At 73.7% G+C, this 15,952-nt stretch carries 14 protein-coding genes; 10 read left to right on the top strand and 4 right to left on the bottom strand.

Annotation, left to right across the window (positions count from 1 at the left end; all coding sequences use genetic code 11):
- Positions 1 to 5 precede the first annotated feature (5 nt).
- Positions 6 to 1,808, bottom strand: a complete 1,803-nt coding sequence (locus MXD60_RS05490; protein ID WP_248817864.1) for an AMP-dependent synthetase/ligase — start codon at positions 1,806 to 1,808, stop codon at positions 6 to 8.
- 292 nt (positions 1,809 to 2,100) lie between these two features.
- Between MXD60_RS05490 and MXD60_RS05495 the strand changes: the two genes are divergently transcribed.
- The 5 genes from MXD60_RS05495 to MXD60_RS05515 all read left to right on the top strand — a co-directional run bounded on the left by MXD60_RS05495 (position 2,101) and on the right by MXD60_RS05515 (position 6,396).
- A complete protein-coding gene (locus MXD60_RS05495) occupies positions 2,101 to 2,868 on the top strand; it encodes a metallophosphoesterase family protein (RefSeq protein WP_248817865.1) in 768 nt (255 codons plus the stop codon).
- A gap of 158 nt (positions 2,869 to 3,026) precedes the next feature.
- Positions 3,027 to 3,461 carry an SRPBCC family protein gene (locus MXD60_RS05500; protein WP_248817908.1) on the top strand — a complete coding sequence of 145 codons (435 nt, stop codon included), beginning with the start codon at positions 3,027 to 3,029 and terminating at the stop codon, positions 3,459 to 3,461.
- Between the two features lie 6 nt (positions 3,462 to 3,467).
- Positions 3,468 to 4,685, top strand: coding sequence for an ArsA family ATPase (locus MXD60_RS05505; protein ID WP_248817866.1), 1,218 nt, complete (start codon positions 3,468 to 3,470; stop codon positions 4,683 to 4,685).
- Positions 4,682 to 5,305, top strand: a complete 624-nt coding sequence (locus MXD60_RS05510; protein WP_248817867.1) for a hypothetical protein — start codon at positions 4,682 to 4,684, stop codon at positions 5,303 to 5,305. The genes MXD60_RS05505 and MXD60_RS05510 overlap by 4 nt, the downstream gene beginning before the upstream one ends.
- Complete coding sequence (locus MXD60_RS05515; protein ID WP_248817868.1) at positions 5,302 to 6,396, top strand: ROK family glucokinase; 1,095 nt, start codon at positions 5,302 to 5,304, stop codon at positions 6,394 to 6,396. Before MXD60_RS05510 ends, MXD60_RS05515 begins: the two co-directional genes overlap by 4 nt.
- A gap of 398 nt (positions 6,397 to 6,794) precedes the next feature.
- Here MXD60_RS05515 and MXD60_RS05520 read toward each other — a convergent pair whose 3' ends face one another.
- From MXD60_RS05520 to MXD60_RS05530, 3 genes are all read right to left on the bottom strand, one after another.
- Positions 6,795 to 8,051 (bottom strand): ornithine cyclodeaminase family domain, encoded by a 1,257-nt coding sequence (locus tag MXD60_RS05520; RefSeq protein ID WP_248817909.1) that lies wholly within the window; start codon positions 8,049 to 8,051, stop codon positions 6,795 to 6,797.
- A 210-nt stretch (positions 8,052 to 8,261) separates the two neighbouring features.
- On the bottom strand, positions 8,262 to 9,149 hold the full coding sequence (locus MXD60_RS05525; RefSeq protein WP_248817869.1) for a hypothetical protein: 888 nt from the start codon (positions 9,147 to 9,149) through the stop codon (positions 8,262 to 8,264).
- Complete coding sequence (locus MXD60_RS05530; protein ID WP_248817870.1) at positions 9,142 to 9,939, bottom strand: alpha/beta hydrolase; 798 nt, start codon at positions 9,937 to 9,939, stop codon at positions 9,142 to 9,144. Before MXD60_RS05530 ends, MXD60_RS05525 begins: the two co-directional genes overlap by 8 nt.
- Positions 9,940 to 10,436: 497 nt before the next feature.
- Between MXD60_RS05530 and MXD60_RS05535 the strand changes: the two genes are divergently transcribed.
- The 5 genes from MXD60_RS05535 to MXD60_RS05555 all read left to right on the top strand — a co-directional run bounded on the left by MXD60_RS05535 (position 10,437) and on the right by MXD60_RS05555 (position 15,948).
- Complete coding sequence (locus MXD60_RS05535) at positions 10,437 to 11,210, top strand: lysophospholipid acyltransferase family protein (RefSeq protein WP_248817871.1); 774 nt, start codon at positions 10,437 to 10,439, stop codon at positions 11,208 to 11,210.
- 54 nt (positions 11,211 to 11,264) lie between these two features.
- Complete coding sequence (locus tag MXD60_RS05540; RefSeq protein ID WP_248817872.1) at positions 11,265 to 12,809, top strand: hypothetical protein; 1,545 nt, start codon at positions 11,265 to 11,267, stop codon at positions 12,807 to 12,809.
- A 4-nt stretch (positions 12,810 to 12,813) separates the two neighbouring features.
- Positions 12,814 to 13,344, top strand: coding sequence for a polyadenylate-specific 3'-exoribonuclease AS (locus MXD60_RS05545; protein WP_248817873.1), 531 nt, complete (start codon positions 12,814 to 12,816; stop codon positions 13,342 to 13,344).
- 136 nt (positions 13,345 to 13,480) lie between these two features.
- Positions 13,481 to 14,506: a 6-phosphofructokinase gene (locus MXD60_RS05550; RefSeq protein ID WP_248817874.1), complete on the top strand. Its 1,026-nt coding sequence runs from the start codon at positions 13,481 to 13,483 to the stop codon at positions 14,504 to 14,506.
- 56 nt (positions 14,507 to 14,562) lie between these two features.
- Entirely contained in the window at positions 14,563 to 15,948 is a 1,386-nt protein-coding gene (locus MXD60_RS05555) for a class II 3-deoxy-7-phosphoheptulonate synthase (RefSeq protein WP_248817875.1), read from the top strand.
- Positions 15,949 to 15,952: the final 4 nt, after the last annotated feature.

Consider the following 15,952-nt stretch of genomic DNA (forward strand, 5'->3'; position numbering starts at 1 on the left):
CACGGTCAGCGGCGGTCGTCGGTGTAGAGGCCCTGGACCGCGGGGGCGAAACGGTCGAGTACCAGCGAGCGACGGACCTTCAGGCTGGGGGTGAGTTCGCCGCCCTCCACCGTGAAGTCCTGCGGGAGGATCACGAACTTGCGGATGCCCTCGGCCCGGGACACGGTGGCGTTCGCCGCGTCCACCGCGCGCTGGATCTCGGCCCGCAGGTCGGGATCGTCGACGAGGTCCGCGACATCGGCCGAGGCGGGCTTGCCGGCGCCGGCGCGCCAGCGCTCGAACGCCTCCGGGTCGATGGTGATCAACGCCGCGATGAACGGCTTCCCGTCGCCGACCAGCATCGCCTGGCTGACCAGCGGGTTCGACTGGATGATGTGTTCCAGCGGCGCCGGGGCGACGTTCTTGCCGCCGGCGGTGACCAGCAGCTCCTTCTTGCGGCCGGTGACCCGCAGGAAGCCGTCGTCGTCGAGGCCGCCGAGGTCGCCGGTGTGCAGGAAGCCCTCGGCGTCGAGCGCTTCCTTCGTCGCGGTCTCGTTGTTGTGGTAGGCGCGGAACAGCAGCGGCCCGCGGATGAGGATCTCGCCGTCGTCGGCGATCCGCACGGTCACGCCGGGCAGCGGCTGGCCGACGGTGCCCATCCGGACCGTCTCCGGCCGGTTCGCCGTCGCCGGCGCGGTGGTCTCGGTCAGGCCGTAGCCCTCCACGACCGTGAAGCCGATGCCGCGGAAGAAATGCCCGAGCCGCACGCCCAGCGGAGCCCCGCCACTGATCGCGTAGCGGGCGTGGCCGCCGAGGGCGGCCCGCAGCTTGCCGTAGACCAGCGCGTCGAACACCCGGTGCCGCAGGCGCAGCACCAGGCCGGGGCCGCCGTCGTCGAGGGCCTCGCTGTACGCGATGGCGGTGGCCTCGGCGGCGTCGAAGATGCGGCCCCGGCCGTCGGCGTGCGCCTTGTTGCGCGCCCCGGCATACACCTTCTCGAACACCCGGGGGACAGCGAGCACGAAGCTTGGCCGGGTCAGCGCCAGGTCGGCCAGCAGGGTGCGGGTGTCCGGCGTGAACGCCAGGTCCTTGCCGCCCAGGACCGCGCCCACCTGGAGCATCCGGGCGAAGACGTGTGCGAGGGGCAGGAACAGCAGGGTGGAGGAGTCCGGGGCGAAGATCCGGGGAAGCATGGCGACGCACACCTCGGCGACGAACAGCAGCGCCCGGTGGGTGATCTCGCAGCCCTTCGGCTGCGCGGTCGTGCCGGACGTGTAGATGATCGTCGCCAGGCTGTCGGCGTTGAGGCCCGCGTGCGCCTCGGTCAGCCGTTCGGGGTCGACGTCCGTGCCCGCGGCGGTCAGCGTCGCGACCGCGCCATCGTCGATCACCAGCACCTCGCGCAGCGCCGGTGCCTGCGCGCGGACCTGCGCCACCCGTTCGGCGAGCTCCGCGTCCTCCACGACGAGCAGCTCGATCGCCGAGTCGCGCAGGATCCACTCGATCTGGGCCGGGCTGGACGTCTCGTAGATCGGCACCGTGACGGCGCCGGCGGCCCAGGTGGCGAAGTCGAGCAGGGTCCACTCGTAGCGGGTCCGGCTGAGGATGCCCACCCGACCACCGGGGCGCACCCCGCGGGCGACGAGCCCGCGGGCGAGAGCGACGACGGCGTCCCGGAACTCGACGACGGACATTCCGACGTACGCGTCGCCGACCTTGTACCGAAGGAGTGTCTTGTCGGGGGTGAGGTCCGCGTTGCGGAACACCGCGTCGGTCAGCGTCGCACTGTCGGCGATGGTGACCAGAGGGGCGGAGGTGAACTCACGCACTGCTGCTCCTACCAGTTCGCGGGCGTGCACCGGACGCCTCGTACACCCGCCGGACGGTGACGCGGGGGGCCAGCGGCTGGACTGTCCCGGGGCCCCAGAGGTTAGCGGCCCCGGCGGACGTTGGCGACCGTACGGTGAGATCCGGCGGCGATCGTGCCCGCGGGCCGGTTCCGCCGGCGGCGCCGGGCACCGCGGGCGCCGCCGGGCCGTCCGTCCCTGCCGGCGGAGCGGGCGGGCACTGGCACCTCCGGATCGGGCCGGACGACCCCTTCCCGGCCTTAGGCTGCTTGCCATGCGGGTCCATGTGGTGAGCGACGTGCACGGCCGCGCGGACGCCCTGCCCGCCGCCGCCGTGGGCGCCGACGCCTTCATCTGCCTCGGTGACCTGGTTCTCTTCATCGACTACCACGATCACAGCCGTGGGATCATGGGCGATCTGTTCGGCGCCGAGGCGGTCGGCCGCATGGTGGAGCTGCGCACCGCGCAGCGTTTCGACGAGGCGCGGGAGTGGTCCCGCTCGCTGTGGGCGCGCCTCGGCGGCGACCGCGCGCGGATCGTCGAGGACGCTGTCCGCCGCCAGTACGAGCAGCTGTTCGCCGCCTTCCCGACGCCGACCTACCTGACCTTCGGCAACGTCGACCTGCCCCACCTGTACCCGGAGTACCTGCGGGACGGCATCACCCTGCTCGACGGCCAGGCCGTCGACATCGGCGGCTGGCGGTTCGGCTTCGTCGGCGGCGGGCTGCGCACGCCGATGCGCACCCCGTACGAGATCGACGACGAGGTCTTCGCCGCCAAGGTGGCCGCCCTCGGTGAGGTCGACGTGTTGTGCTGCCATATTCCGCCGCACCTGCCGGAGCTCGTCTACGACGTGACGGCCCGCCGCTTCGAACGGGGCAGTGCCGCGATCCTGGCGGCCATTCACGACAGCCGGCCGCGCTACGTGCTGTTCGGCCACGTGCACCAGCCTCTCACCGCCAGCCTTGAGGTCGGCGGAACGCGATGCGTGAACGTCGGCCATTTCAACGCCCGGGGAACTCCCTTCGTCCTGGAGTGGTAGCCAGCCGCTCGCCGGTATGCGGCCCATGTTCCGGTAGCCTCAGGCGATCGGTCGGGGATGATCCGGCACCCGGGGGAGCCGGGGATCCGGGATACCGGTGAGCCGGCGACGCCGCGCTCCTTCAGACGTGCTTGACGAATGTGGAGGTGCATCTCTCCATGGCGGACCACGCCCGATCGACGATCGTCATCAACGCCCGGCCAGCCGCGGTGATGGGCGCGATCGCTGACATCCCCGCCTACCCGACCTGGGTCGGCCAGATCGAGGAGGCCGAGGTGCTCGAGGTCGGCCCCGACGGCCGCCCGCGGCGCGCCCGTTTCCGGATCAACGCCGTCGTGGTCAAGGACGAGTTCGTCAACGAGTACACCTGGACCGGCGACCAGCAGGTCACCTGGTCCATGGTGGAGGGCCAGGCCATGTCGTCCCAGGACGGCAGCTACACCCTGCGCGATCTCGGTGACGGCACGACGGAGGTCACCTACGACCTCACCGCCGAGACCAGGATCAAGATTCCCGGCCTGCTGCGGCGCAAGGTGCAGAGCGGCATCGTCGACGCCGCCGTGAAGGACCTCAAGAAGCACGTCGAGAGCTGAACGCGCGTGCGCTGTGTGCTCGTCACGGGTAAGGGCGGCGCCGGTACCACGACGGTGGCAGCGGCGTCCGCGGTGCTCGCCGCCCAGCGAGGGCACCGCACCCTGCTGCTGTCCGTCGACCCGGCTGCCGGCCTCGCCGGCGTGCTCGACCATCCCCTCGGGCCTGATCCGACGGAACTCGAGCCCGGCCTCGTCGCGCAGCAGATCGACCTGCGCCGCGTCGTCGCCGCCCGCTGGCCGGCAGTGCGCGCCGTGCTGGCCGATGCCTGGCCGGCGATCGACGTCGACCCGGTCGAACTGGAGGAACTGGCCTTCCTGCCAGGCGCCATCGAGACGCTGATGCTGCTGGAGCTGCGGGACCGGCTGACCAGCGGCGAGCACGACATCGTGATCGTCGACGGTGGGCCGGTCGCCGGCCTGCTGCGGCTGCTGGCCTTCCCTGAGACGCTGTCCTGGTACTGCCGCCGACTGCTGCCGCCGGACGGCGCGTTCGCCCGCTGGCTGCGGCCCGGCTTCGGCTGGGCCGCGGCGCTCGGCGGCCGCTGGGGCAGCCTGGCCGCGCCCGCGTACGACACCGTTTCCCGGGTCCACCGGGCCGCCATCGATCTGCGGGCGATCCTCACCGACCACGCGTCGACCAGTATTCGGCTGGTCCTCACGCCGGAGAGCGGCTCGCTGAGCGCGGCCCGGGGCAGCCTCACCGCGCTCGCGCTGCACGGCTACACCCTCGACAGCGTCGTCGTGAACCGCATCCTCTCCCCGGTCGGCGGGGACGCCTGGCGGGCCGGGTGGGCCGCGGCGCACCGGGAGATGCTCGCCGACATCAGCGGTGCCTTCGCGCCGACGCCGGTGCTCCCGGTGGGTTACCGCCCCGGCGAGCCGGTCGGCCTGGAGGAGCTCGCGGCCTTCGGCGCGGCCGCCTACGGCGAGCTTGACCCGGCCGGCGTGCTCGGCGCGCCGCTGGCGACCACCGCCGGCGAGCAGCCCCGGGTCGAGCGCACGGACGAGGGCTTCGCGCTGTCGTTCGGGCTGCCGTTCGTCGACGGTGCGGCCGTCGATCTCGCCCGGCTGGGCGACGATCTCGTGGTGACGGTCGGCGCGTTCCGCCGCGCGGTTCCGCTGCCGGCCGCGCTGCGCCGCTGCGAGGTGAGTACCGCCCGGCTGCGCGGCGATCAACTGATCATCTCGTTCGTCCCCGACCCGGACCTGTGGGTCCGAGCATGACCTCCACGGCCGACGGTACCGCCGCCGGGGACGGCCAGGGCCGGCCGCCGGCGCCCGGCCCGCTCGCGGTCGAGGCCGCCCTGCTGGCCGACGCGCTGCGCGGTCTCGGGGGTCGCCCGGCGCCGGGCAGGCGGGTCTGGGAGACGCTCGCGGGCGTCGCCGCCGCCGCGACGGCCGCCGGTGCCAGCGCGTCGCCGGCCCCGTCGGCGCGGTCCGGCAAACCGTCCGCCGCCTCGGCGGAGCCGGCGCGCCGCGCCGGCTCGCCCGGCGAGGACGGCTCGCCCGGCGATCCGGCGCAGGCCTGTTCGTGCCACGACCGGCCGTGCACGGCGTGCCCGGTATGCCGGTTGGTCGCGGCGTTCGCCGACGAGCGGGCCGAGGTCGCCAGACATCTGACGGCGGCCGGTGGGTCGCTTGCCGCGGCATTGCGCGTCCTCGTGGACGCGGTCGCCGGTGCCGTCGCCGATGCCGGCGTCGGATCAGCCGACCGACCTCCGCCGACGGCCTCCCCACCGGGCGCGGGCCGGGAGGCCCGTCAGGGCCCCCGGTCGGGGGAGCCCACCGGCCCTCGCACCGCCACAGCGCCCAGACCACGCGTCCAGAGGATCGATATCACATGAGTATCAGCACTTCCGGCTCCTCGGGTCTGACCGAGCCCCACGCCGGCGGTACCGCCCCGACCTCGGCCCGTCCCGCGGGCTCGGACGCCCCGACCAGCCCCCTGCCGCCCACCACCATCGCCGCGCCCGTCGAGGACGACCGCCGCACCGCCGGCCTGACGATCGGCGTCGACGTCGGTGGCACGAAGGTCGCCGCCGGCGTCGTCGACGGCGCCGGCACCGTCCTCGCGACCGTCCGCAGACCGACGCCCGGGCACTCCGCCGCCGAGGTCGCCGACACGATCGCCGCCGTCGTCGCCGAGCTCGGTGCCGGCCACGAGGTGCGGGCGGTCGGCATCGGAGCGGCCGGCTGGATCGACGCGGACCGGTCCCGGGTGGTGTTCGCGCCGAACCTGGCCTGGCGGGACGAGCCGCTGCGCGACGAGGTCGCCAGCCGGGTCGGCCTACCCGTCGTCGTCGAGAACGACGCCAACGCGATGGCCTGGGCGGAGTACCGCTTCGGCGCCGGTCGCGGTCGGCGTGACCTCGTCTGCCTCACCGTGGGCACCGGCATCGGCGGCGGCATCGTGCTGGGCGGTGAGCTGTACCGCGGCGCGTTCGGCATCGGTGCCGAGATGGGGCACATGCGGATGGTGCCCGACGGCCACGTGTGTGGCTGTGGCAACAACGGCTGCTGGGAGCAGTACGCCAGCGGTCGGGCCCTGGTCCGGATCGCGCGGCACATCGCCGCCAGCGACCCGGCCGCCGCCGCGGCGATGCTGGAGGCCTGCGGCGGCGACGTCGACGCGCTGACCGGCCCGGACGTCACCGAGGCCGCGCGCAAGGGCGACCCGGCCGCGGTCCGCTGCCTCGGCGAGGTCGGCCACTGGCTCGGTGACGGCATGGCCAGCCTTGTCGCCCTGCTCGACCCGGACCGTTTCGTGATCGGCGGCGGGGTCTCCGACGCGGGCGAGCTCCTGCTGGGCCCGGCTCGCGAGCGGCTGTTGGAGGTCATGCCCGGCCGTGGCCACCGGCCCGAGGCGGAAGTGGTGATCGCCGAGCTGGGCGCCCAGGCCGGCCTTGTCGGCGCCGCCGACCTGGCCCGCATCTAGGCACGCCGTCCCCCGGACGCGCGCGGATGCGCGGACGACCGCCCGGCGGTGGGATGACCGTGCGTGGTCGACGTGGACCTAGGCGATCAGGCGAGGTTGTCCTCGTGGTCGTTCTGTACGGGTTCCGTACGGGCAAAACGGACAGGAGACCGTACAGAGGAACCACGGTGGCCCCGCTGGTGCACGGAAACCGGACGAGACGGACAGGCGTCTGTTGCGCTCGGTGACCGCGCTTCCCGGGAAGGGGCGCGGGCGACGTACCGGCTAACCGGGCCGGCCCGCCGTCGGGTTGGCCCACCGTCAGGGTCGGCCCACCGTCAGGGTCGGCCCACCGTCAGGGTCGGCCCACCGTCAGGGCCGGTCCGCTGCCAGGCCGTGGCTGAGCCGCGGCCGTGGGCTCAGCCGCCGGGGCCAGGTCGGGCGGGCCGGTAGTCCGCGACGAGCTCGGCCGCGAGCTCCTCCAGGAACAGGCCGGTGTCGGCGACGACGCCGACGGCGTGTGCGCTGGTCCGCTCGGTGAGCGCGTGCACCGTCGCCGGGTTGACGTCGACGCAGGCCACCGGGATCGACGCCGGCAGAATGTTCCCGGTCGCCACCGAGTGCTGCGCGGACGCGATCATGATGGCGTACCCGACTCCGCGCAGCGCGGCGCGCATCGCCCGCTGGCCCGCGACGACGTCGGTGTGCACGTCGGGCAGCGGCCCGTCGTCGCGCACCGAGCCGACGAGCACGAACGTCTTGTTCGCCTTGACCATCGCGTGCAGGATGCCCTCGGTCAGCACGCCGGACTCCACGGCGCCGCGGATCGAACCCTCCCGGCGGATCGCGTTGATGGCGCGGATGTGCTGCTCGCTGCCGCGCTGCACCCGCCCGCTGCGCAGCGGCCCGACGCCGAGCGGCGAGCCGTAGAGAGCGGCCTCGACGTCGAGAGTGGCCAGCGCGTTGCCGGTGAACAGCACGTCGACGTAGCCGGCCTCGACCAGGGCGACGAGCGCCGGGGTGGCGCCGGTGCTGACGACGGCCTGGCCGGCCACCCACAGCACCTGCACGCCCTCCGCCTTCGCCTCCCGGATCTGGCGCGCGATCGCCCGCACCAGTACCGCCTGCGGCTGGGCGGAACTCGGTAGTGGAGCGCCGAGCGCCTTGAACTCCGCGTAGATCCGGCTGGAGTGGTCGGTAACCGGCAGGACGACCTTCACCCCGTCGATCCCGCAGACGATCATGTCGCCGGCGCGGACGTCGGTCACCGGGACCGTGCGCACCCGGCCGTGGGAGACGACCAGGCCGCAGTCCATCTCGGGGTGTTCCACCGGGACCCACTGGCCGTCCAGGTGGACGACGGTCTCCAGGTTGGTGGTCGAGTAGAAGTCCGGCGGGAAGACGCCGTCGCGGTCGGCGGGCTCGACCTGGGCGGTGCCACCGTCCAGCTTGTTGACTCCGTGCACCTGGATGCGCATGAGGATGCGCATGAGCCGCCGCGGCGTCTCGGCGCCGACGGTGATGACAGCGTGGGATTCGTCGTCGTGGGAACGGCCCAGATCGATATGATCGACGCGGTAGTCTCCGCCGTAGTCCAGCACGTCGTCCAGCACTCTGGCCAGGACACCTGTGTCCATGAGGTGTCCGTGCACCTCGACCTTCTCGTGGTAGCGCACGCCCAACGCCCTTCCCCTCGGTGTCGGTACGCCGGCTCCTGCCACGCCGACGTTGTCCTCGAAGGGCCGACACGGTGCCGCGTCGGTCCCGTACTGCCAGGTCACGTGTCCGCCGGCGGTGGGTGGCCGGCGCCGCGGTCCGGCGCAGGGCCACTCCGGCCGGTGCGCCGCAGGATCATCGCGGCGGGTCACCAGCCCCGGCGGGTGCGGTCAGATCACCGCGCCGTCGTCAGGCCCCTCGGAGTCGGTGGGCGGCCGGTCACCCATGCGGGCGACGAGGGTGCCGACACCACCGAGGATGAGCAGCACGCCCGTGACGTCCTGTGAACGTGACTGGTTGAGCCCGATCAGGCTCGGCACGACGAGGAAGACCATCCCGAGCGCGAGCGAGCCGAGCGCCCAGCGGGTCACCGGGCGCATCCGCGGCAGCGGGGGCGGCGGCGGGGGGACGTAGTGATCGTCGTCGCCCGGGTCTTCCTGTCCCGAGGCGGCGCCCAGGTCGATGACGACAACGCCGTCGGGGTCGTCACGGCGGTAGCCGAGCGGCCCGACCGGGGGCAGCGCCCGTTCGTCGAGTTCGGCGTTGCCCTGGTCGCCCTCGGCCGGCGCGCCGGGCTCGGCCGCGGGACCCGGATCGATCGGGGGCCGCAGGATGATGACCGTGGGGCGCCGGGGATTGTCGACGTCCTCCGCCGCCGGCCAGTGCCGCGACTCCGGTTCGTCGTCGAAGCGGGCGACGAGTTCGAGGAAGGCCGCGTCGTCGTCGTCCTGCGAGCGCGGGGCGGGGCGCGTGGCCGGGTCCCTGCCCGCGATCTGCGTGGGCTGGGTGGGCTGGTCTCCGGGGTCACCGACGGGGGCCTCGAGACCGCCGGCACCCGCGGCGGCGGCCGGTCGATCGCCCGCGGCCGGTGGTGGTGCCGCGGCCGGTGGTGGTGCCGCCGCTGGCGGCGCGCCAGCCGGGTCCGTCGCTGGGTCGGGCTGGTCGCTCGATCCGGCGTGCTGCGCGCCGGCCGGCTCGGCGCGGCCGCCCGGGTCCGGGCAGCCGCTGGCCGGTGGTGTCGGCTCACCCGGGCCCGACGCTGGCGGTCGCTCAGCCATCACTGACCAGCCTGTCGGACACGAGCGCGCCAGCGGTGTGCTGGCGGACGAAGTCGAGGCTGTCCGCGAAGATCGTTTCTTTGTCGTTGTCGAGGGTGGCCACGTGATAGCTGTTCATCAGCAGCCGTTCCTCGATGGGTGACCGCACCCCGGCCAGCAGCAGCGCCCCCGAGCCAGGTTCGACCACGTGGTCGACGACGCTGCGGAACGCCAGCACGGGGGAGACGATCCGGCCGAGATCGGCCCTGGTGACAGCCCACAGCTGGCGCAGGGACGCGAACGGGCGCAGCGGCACCCGGCTATAGCCGACCTCGGGTACGCCGGCCGCCTTCACATCGCCCGCGACGCCAGGGAGGGCCGGAACGAACTTCGCGAGCAGGGGCGCGAGCGGCGCGGTCCGCCGCTCGGTGGCCAGGCTGGCATTGACGGTGACCAGGCCGGCGACGTCGGCGCCGTGCTCCTCGGCCAACCGCAGCGTCAGGGTCCCGCCCATCGACAGGCCCATCACGAACACCTGCTCGCACTCGTCGCGCAGACGCAGGAACTCGCCGCGCGCCGTGGTGTACCAGTCCTGCCAGGTGGTGGGCACCATGTCCTGCCAGCGGGTGCCGTGCCCGGGCAGCAGTGGACAGGCTACGGTGAGTCCGGCGGCCGCGAGGGCATCACCCCAGGGCCGCATGCTCCCCGGCGAGCCGGTGAAGCCGTGGACCAGCAGGACCCCGACCGCGCCGCCGGCATACGAGAACGGCTCCGCACCTGGCAGTAGCGCCGTACCGGTGGAACCCGCCATCGTTGTCCGCCCTTCGCTGCCCCGTGCCTGCCCGCGTGCCACGTCGCGGGCCAGGCGCGGAAGGAAAACGCCGGTAAACGCATGCTCGCACGGTCTGGGAGCCAAGGCCACGGTCGTCCGCGTCTCATCGATGCGTCGAGAGGCCGGCCGAGGCAGGGGCGCTCTCCGCTGAGATGATATGGGTCCCACTCCTCCCGCGCTGCCGATCGGCCGGACCCGGTCCACATGGTGGTGTTCCGGTGGACGTGATGATGAGCCGCTCCCTACGCTCATGGTGACCCTCGGACCATCCCCGGCAACTGCGATACCACGCCTGGCGCGGCCTGCCGGACGCGCCGTGGGCGCAGGATTCCTTCCTCGCCGCGGCGCGGTGCCCCGCGCGCGGTGGGATGCTGGGGTCTGGTGTGATCGGCGCCGGCGGGTGCAGGCGGGCGGCCGGCCCCGGGCGCCCCGAGGGAAGTCGTCTCACAACGGTGTGACGCAGGTGGGAGCGGTTCTTGTTCTACTGGGTGCTCAAGGCGGTGCTGACCCCGATGCTGCGGGTGGTGTGGCGCCCGTGGGTCGAGGGTGCCGAGCACATCCCCCTCGACGGCCCGGCGATCCTCGCCGGCAACCATCTCTCCTTCCTGGACAGCTTCTTCCTGCCACTGGTCATCCCGCGGCGGGTGACGTTCCTGGCCAAGAGCGACTACTTCACCCAGGGCGGCGTGAAGGGCTGGTTCAAGCGGGTCTTCTTCAGCGGGGCCGGCCAGATCCCGATCGATCGCAGCGGCGGCAAGGCGAGCGAGGGCGCCCTGGGCTCGGGCGTGCGGGTGCTGCGCCAGGGCCGGCTGCTCGGGATCTACCCGGAGGGCACCCGGTCCCCGGACGGCCGCCTCTACCGGGGCAAGATCGGCGTTGCCCGGATGGCGCTGGAGGCCGGCGCGCCGGTGATCCCGGTCGCGATGATCGGTACCTTCGAGGTGCAGCCGCCGGGCAAGGTGGTCCCGAAGATCCGCCGGATCGGGATGCGGGTGGGCAAGCCGCTGGACTTCTCCCGCTACGCGGACATGGCTGACGACCGCGTCGTGCTGCGGTCCATCACCGACCAGATCATGTACGAGCTGATGGCACTTTCCGGCCAGGAGTACGTCGACATGTACGCCAAGCGCGCCAAGGAGGACCTGGCCGCCGCCCGCGCGTCGCTGCCGTCGGGCGCCGCCGCGGGCGGTCCGGTCGATCCCGCGCAGACCAGGCCGCCCGCGAACGACGATCACGTCGAGGCGGTCTGACCCGCTGTCCGGCGGCACGGCAGGATTACCGCTGTGCGTGGCGATTGCGCTTCTGTGTCGGATTCGGCTGATCGAGCGGATGGCGGTTCCTCCCGCCTCCGCTGGATCCCCGACCCGCGGGACCCCGACCCGCGAAGCCCGCTCCCGCGAACCCTCGCCCCGGGCCGCCGCGGCTTCGGCCTCGCCGTGCGCGGCGGGCGGCGGGGTACCGGTCGACGCCGCGGCGGCGCGCTGCTGGCCGCGGCAGGCGCGCTCGCCAGCCTGCTGGCCGCGACCGCTCCGCCGGCGCTCGCCGCCCCGGCCAACCCCTCGACGCCGGCCGCCGGCGCCGGCGGGACGCCGGCCGGCACCGTCGGCCGGGTCGGTTCGTACCTGACCGACGACCAGCACCGCACCGTGATCATCCGGGGCGTCGCGGTGCCGGCCGGGGTGACCCCGACCGGTCAGGACCTCGATGCCTGGGTCGCCGCCGGGCTCACCGGCGTGCGGGTGGCGGTGCCGGTCGCCAGTGGTGGTCGGTTCCCGGCGGTCGCCGGCTGGCCGCTGCCCGCCGCGGGCGGCGCGGACATCGACCCGGGGCTCGCCCAGGCAGCCGCGCTCACCCACACGTTCACCGGGCGCGGCCTGCGGGTCGTGGTGCGGCTGGTGCCCGCCGCGGGCCGGACCGCGTCGGTCAGCACGCTCACCGCCGGCCTCGCCCGGCTGGCTGACAGGTTTCGCGACGAGCCGGGCCTGCTCGGCTACGAGGTGTCCACGGGCGCCGCCGCCAGGGCCGGCGACGCCGTGCTGAGCGACGCCGTCGCCGCGCATGATCCACACCACCTGCTGTGGCGGCAGCGCGCGGCGCCGTTCGACGCCGCGGCCACCGTCGCCGTCAACGACCCCACCGGCTACCTGACCGGCTGGAAGGACGGTTCCGCCGCCGCGCTGGACGGCCTCGCGGGCGCGGCGGACGCCTTCGGACTGAGCTGGTTCTACGATCCGCCGAGCAGCACGGGCGGCACCGTGGGCACCGATCCGCCGGGGGCTACCGGCGGCGGATCGGTGCCGTCCGTCCCGGCCCAGCTCGTCCGGCCCTATCCCGAGGCGGTCGCCGGCACTCCCGAGGCGGCGCGGCTCGATGCCGCCCGGGTGCTCACCGTCGACTACCGGCCGGTGGCGCCCGACGGCGCCGCCGTGCCGGCCGGCGCGGCCACGGCGATCAGCGTGCCGGGCGCGGCCTATCCCGGCGGGTACCAGGCCCGGGTCAGCGGCGGCCGGGTGATCTCGGCGGCCGGCGCGGGCCTGGTGTGCGTGGTGGCCCTGCCCGGGGCGAGCCGGGTCGAGGTGCAGATCTCCCCGGTGACCGGCGGGCTGGTGAGCCCGCCGGTCACCGCCGGTCCCGCCGGCTGCGCGCCCGCGGCCCCGGCCGGTGGGGTGCACACCACCGGCGCGGGCGCCGCCGTGGCCGACGCGGCGCGTGGCGACGCGGCGGACCGGTCGTACTCAGGTCCGTTGCTCTGGGTGCTGCCGCTCGCCGGCGCCGCCGTCACGGCGGGTGCCCTTGCCGCCGTGCTGCGCCCGTGGCGGCGCCGACAGGCCCGGTCTGGGGGAGACTGAGCGGGTGGGCACGCGTTTCTTCTACGACACAGAGTTCATCGAGCGTCGGGAGGCCGGGCATCTCTGGCTGGACCTGGTCAGCATCGGCATCGTCAGCGAGGACGGGACGCAGCGCTACTACGCCGTGTCGACGGAGTTCGACCCCTCGTGGGCGGTGCCCTGGGTGCGGCGCAACGTCCTCGACCAGCTCCCGCCGCCGGCCGACCCGGCCTGGCGGTCCCGCGCCCGGATCCGGTCCGAGATCGCCGAGCTGCTGACCGCGGACGGCGCACCGGAGCTGTGGGCCTGGTTCGGCGCCTACGACCATGTCGTGCTCTGCCAGCTGTTCGGGACGATGACGGACCTGCCCGCCAGGCTGCCGCGGTTCACCCGCGACCTGCGCCAGCTCTGGGAGGAGCTCGGCCGCCCGCCGTTGCCCTCGCCGCCGGCCAACGCCCACGACGCGCTCGCGGACGCCCAGCACAACCTCGCCCGCTGGGAGGTCCTCGCGCCGCTGCGGGTCCAGCCCGCGGCCCGGCCGCCGGCCCGCCGCTGACCGGTTCGGGTTCGCGGTCTCGCGAGATTCTGTAATCGTCTCGCCACGCCTGGTGGCCGGTTAGGCCGCTGTGTGCGTCGAGCTGCCGTTACGCTGCCGCCGCGGGGGCGGCGTGGACGCGACAGGAGGAGCCGCGATGAGGATCGGCGTACTGACCGGAGGGGGCGACTGCCCCGGGCTCAACGCAGTGATCCGGGCCGTCGTCCGCAAGGGCGACGGTGTCTACGGGCACAGCTTCGTGGGCTACCGGGACGGCTGGCGCGGGCCGCTGACCGGTGACACCGTGCCCCTGGACGTCCAGGCGGTCCGTGGCATCCTGCCGCGCGGCGGGACGATCCTCGGCTCGAGCCGGACGAACCCCTACGCGGCCGTGGACGGCCCGGCGCTGATCCGGGAGAACCTCGCCGCGGCCGAGGTCGACGCGCTCATCGCCATCGGCGGCGAGGACACCCTCGGCGTCGCCGTCCGGCTGCACGCCGAGGGCGTGCCGGTCGTCGGCGTGCCGAAGACCATCGACAACGACCTGTCCGCGACGGACTACACCTTCGGTTTCGACACCGCGGTCAACATCGCCACCGAGGCGATCGACCGGCTGCACACGACGGCCGAGAGCCACCACCGGGTGCTCATCGTCGAGGTGATGGGCCGCCACGCCGGCTGGATCGCGCTGCACAGCGGGATGGCCGGTGGCGCGAACGTCATCCTCATCCCCGAACGGCCCTTCGACGTCGACAAGGTCTGCGCGTTCGTCGAGGCGCGCTTCGCCACCCACTACGCGCCGATCATCGTCGTCGCCGAGGGCGCCACCCCCATCGCCGGCACCATGGTCACCAAGGACGGCGAGCTCGACGCGTTCGGCCACGTGCGCCTGCACGGCATCGCCTCGATGCTGGAGACCGAGATCCACGGTCGCACCGGCCGCGACGCCCGCGCCACCGTCCTGGGCCACCTGCAGCGTGGCGGTACGCCGAGTGCGTTCGACCGCTGGCTCGCCACCCGGTTCGGCCTGCACGCCATCGACGCCGTGCACGAGGGCGACTTCGGCGTGATGGTCGCGCTGCACGGGACCCGCATCGACCGGGTGCCGCTGGCGGAGGCGACCCGCGACCTCAAGACGGTGCCCGAGGAGCTCTACCAGGAGGCGCAGATCTTCTTCGGCTAGAACCCGTTGTGCGTTCATCGCTTCGCAGCCCCGTCGGGCCCGTACCCTGGTGTCTCGTGAGCGCATTGGACGTCTGGCGGACCCTCCCGGCCAAGCAGCAGCCGTCGTGGCCCGACCCGGTGGAGCTGCAGACCGCCTATGACCAGTTGGCGGCGCTTCCGCCGCTGGTCACGGCGCCCGAGGTGCGTTCGCTGACCGACCGGCTCGCGATGGTCGCCCGCGGCGAGGCGTTTCTGCTGCAGGGCGGCGACTGCGCCGAGACCTTCGCGGCGAACACCGCGAACAAGATCCGCGACAAGGTCAAGACGCTGCTGCAGATGGCGGTCGTGCTCACCTACGGCGCGTCCACGCCGGTGGTGAAGGTCGCCCGCATCGCCGGCCAGTACGCCAAGCCGCGCTCGGCCGACATCGAGTCGAGCACGGGCCTGCCGTCCTACCGGGGCGACGCCGTCAACGACCTCGCGGCGACGGCTGCCGCGCGGCGGCCGGACCCGATGCGCATGGTCGCCTCGTACCACCAGAGCGCGGTCGCCCTCAACCTCGTCCGCTCGTTCGCCACCGGCGGCTTCGCCGACCTGCAGAAGGTCCACGAGTGGAACAAGGCGTTCGTGCGCGACTCGGCCGCCGGCCGGCGCTACGAGGCGATGGCGACCAACATCGAGCGGGCGCTGGCCTTCATGGCCGCCTGCGGCATCGACCTCGACCGCACCGCCGCGCTGACCGGCGTGGAACTGTTCACCAGCCATGAGGGCCTGCTGCTGGAGTACGAGCGGGCGCTGACCCGGGTCGAGGACGCCACCGGCGCGCCCTACGACCTGTCCGCGCACATGATCTGGATCGGCGAGCGGACCCGTGACCTCGACGGCGCCCACGTCGACCTGCTCTCCCGGGTCGGCAACCCGATCGGCTGCAAGATCGGCCCGAAGGCCAGCCCCGACGAGGTGCTCGAACTCGCCGAGCGGCTCAACCCGCAGCACATCCCCGGCCGCCTCACCCTCATCTCCCGGATGGGCGTCGGCCGGATCCGGGACGCCCTGCCGCCGATCATCGAGAAGGTCAACGCCGCCGGTCCGCCGGTCGTGTGGTCCTGCGACCCGATGCACGGCAACACCCGGGACGTCTCCGGCATCAAGACCCGCCACTTCGACGATGTGCTCGACGAGGTCTTCGGCTTCTTCGAGGTGCACAAGGCCCTGGGCACCCACCCGGGCGGCCTGCACATCGAGCTGACCGGCGAGAACGTCACCGAGTGCCTCGGCGGCGCGGAACTGATCGGCGAGGACGACCTCGGCGGCCGTTACGAGACCGCCTGCGACCCTCGGCTGAACACCTCGCAGGCGCTCGAGCTGGCCTTCCTGGTCGCCGAGATGCTCCAGCACGCCCAGCTCGACCGGGCGGCTGCCACCGGCCAGGAGACCCTCCCGCCCGGCCGCCAGGCCTGACGCC

It is taken from the genome of Frankia sp. AgB32 (assembly GCF_023243045.1).
GTDB lineage: Bacteria > Actinomycetota > Actinomycetes > Frankiales > Frankiaceae > Frankia.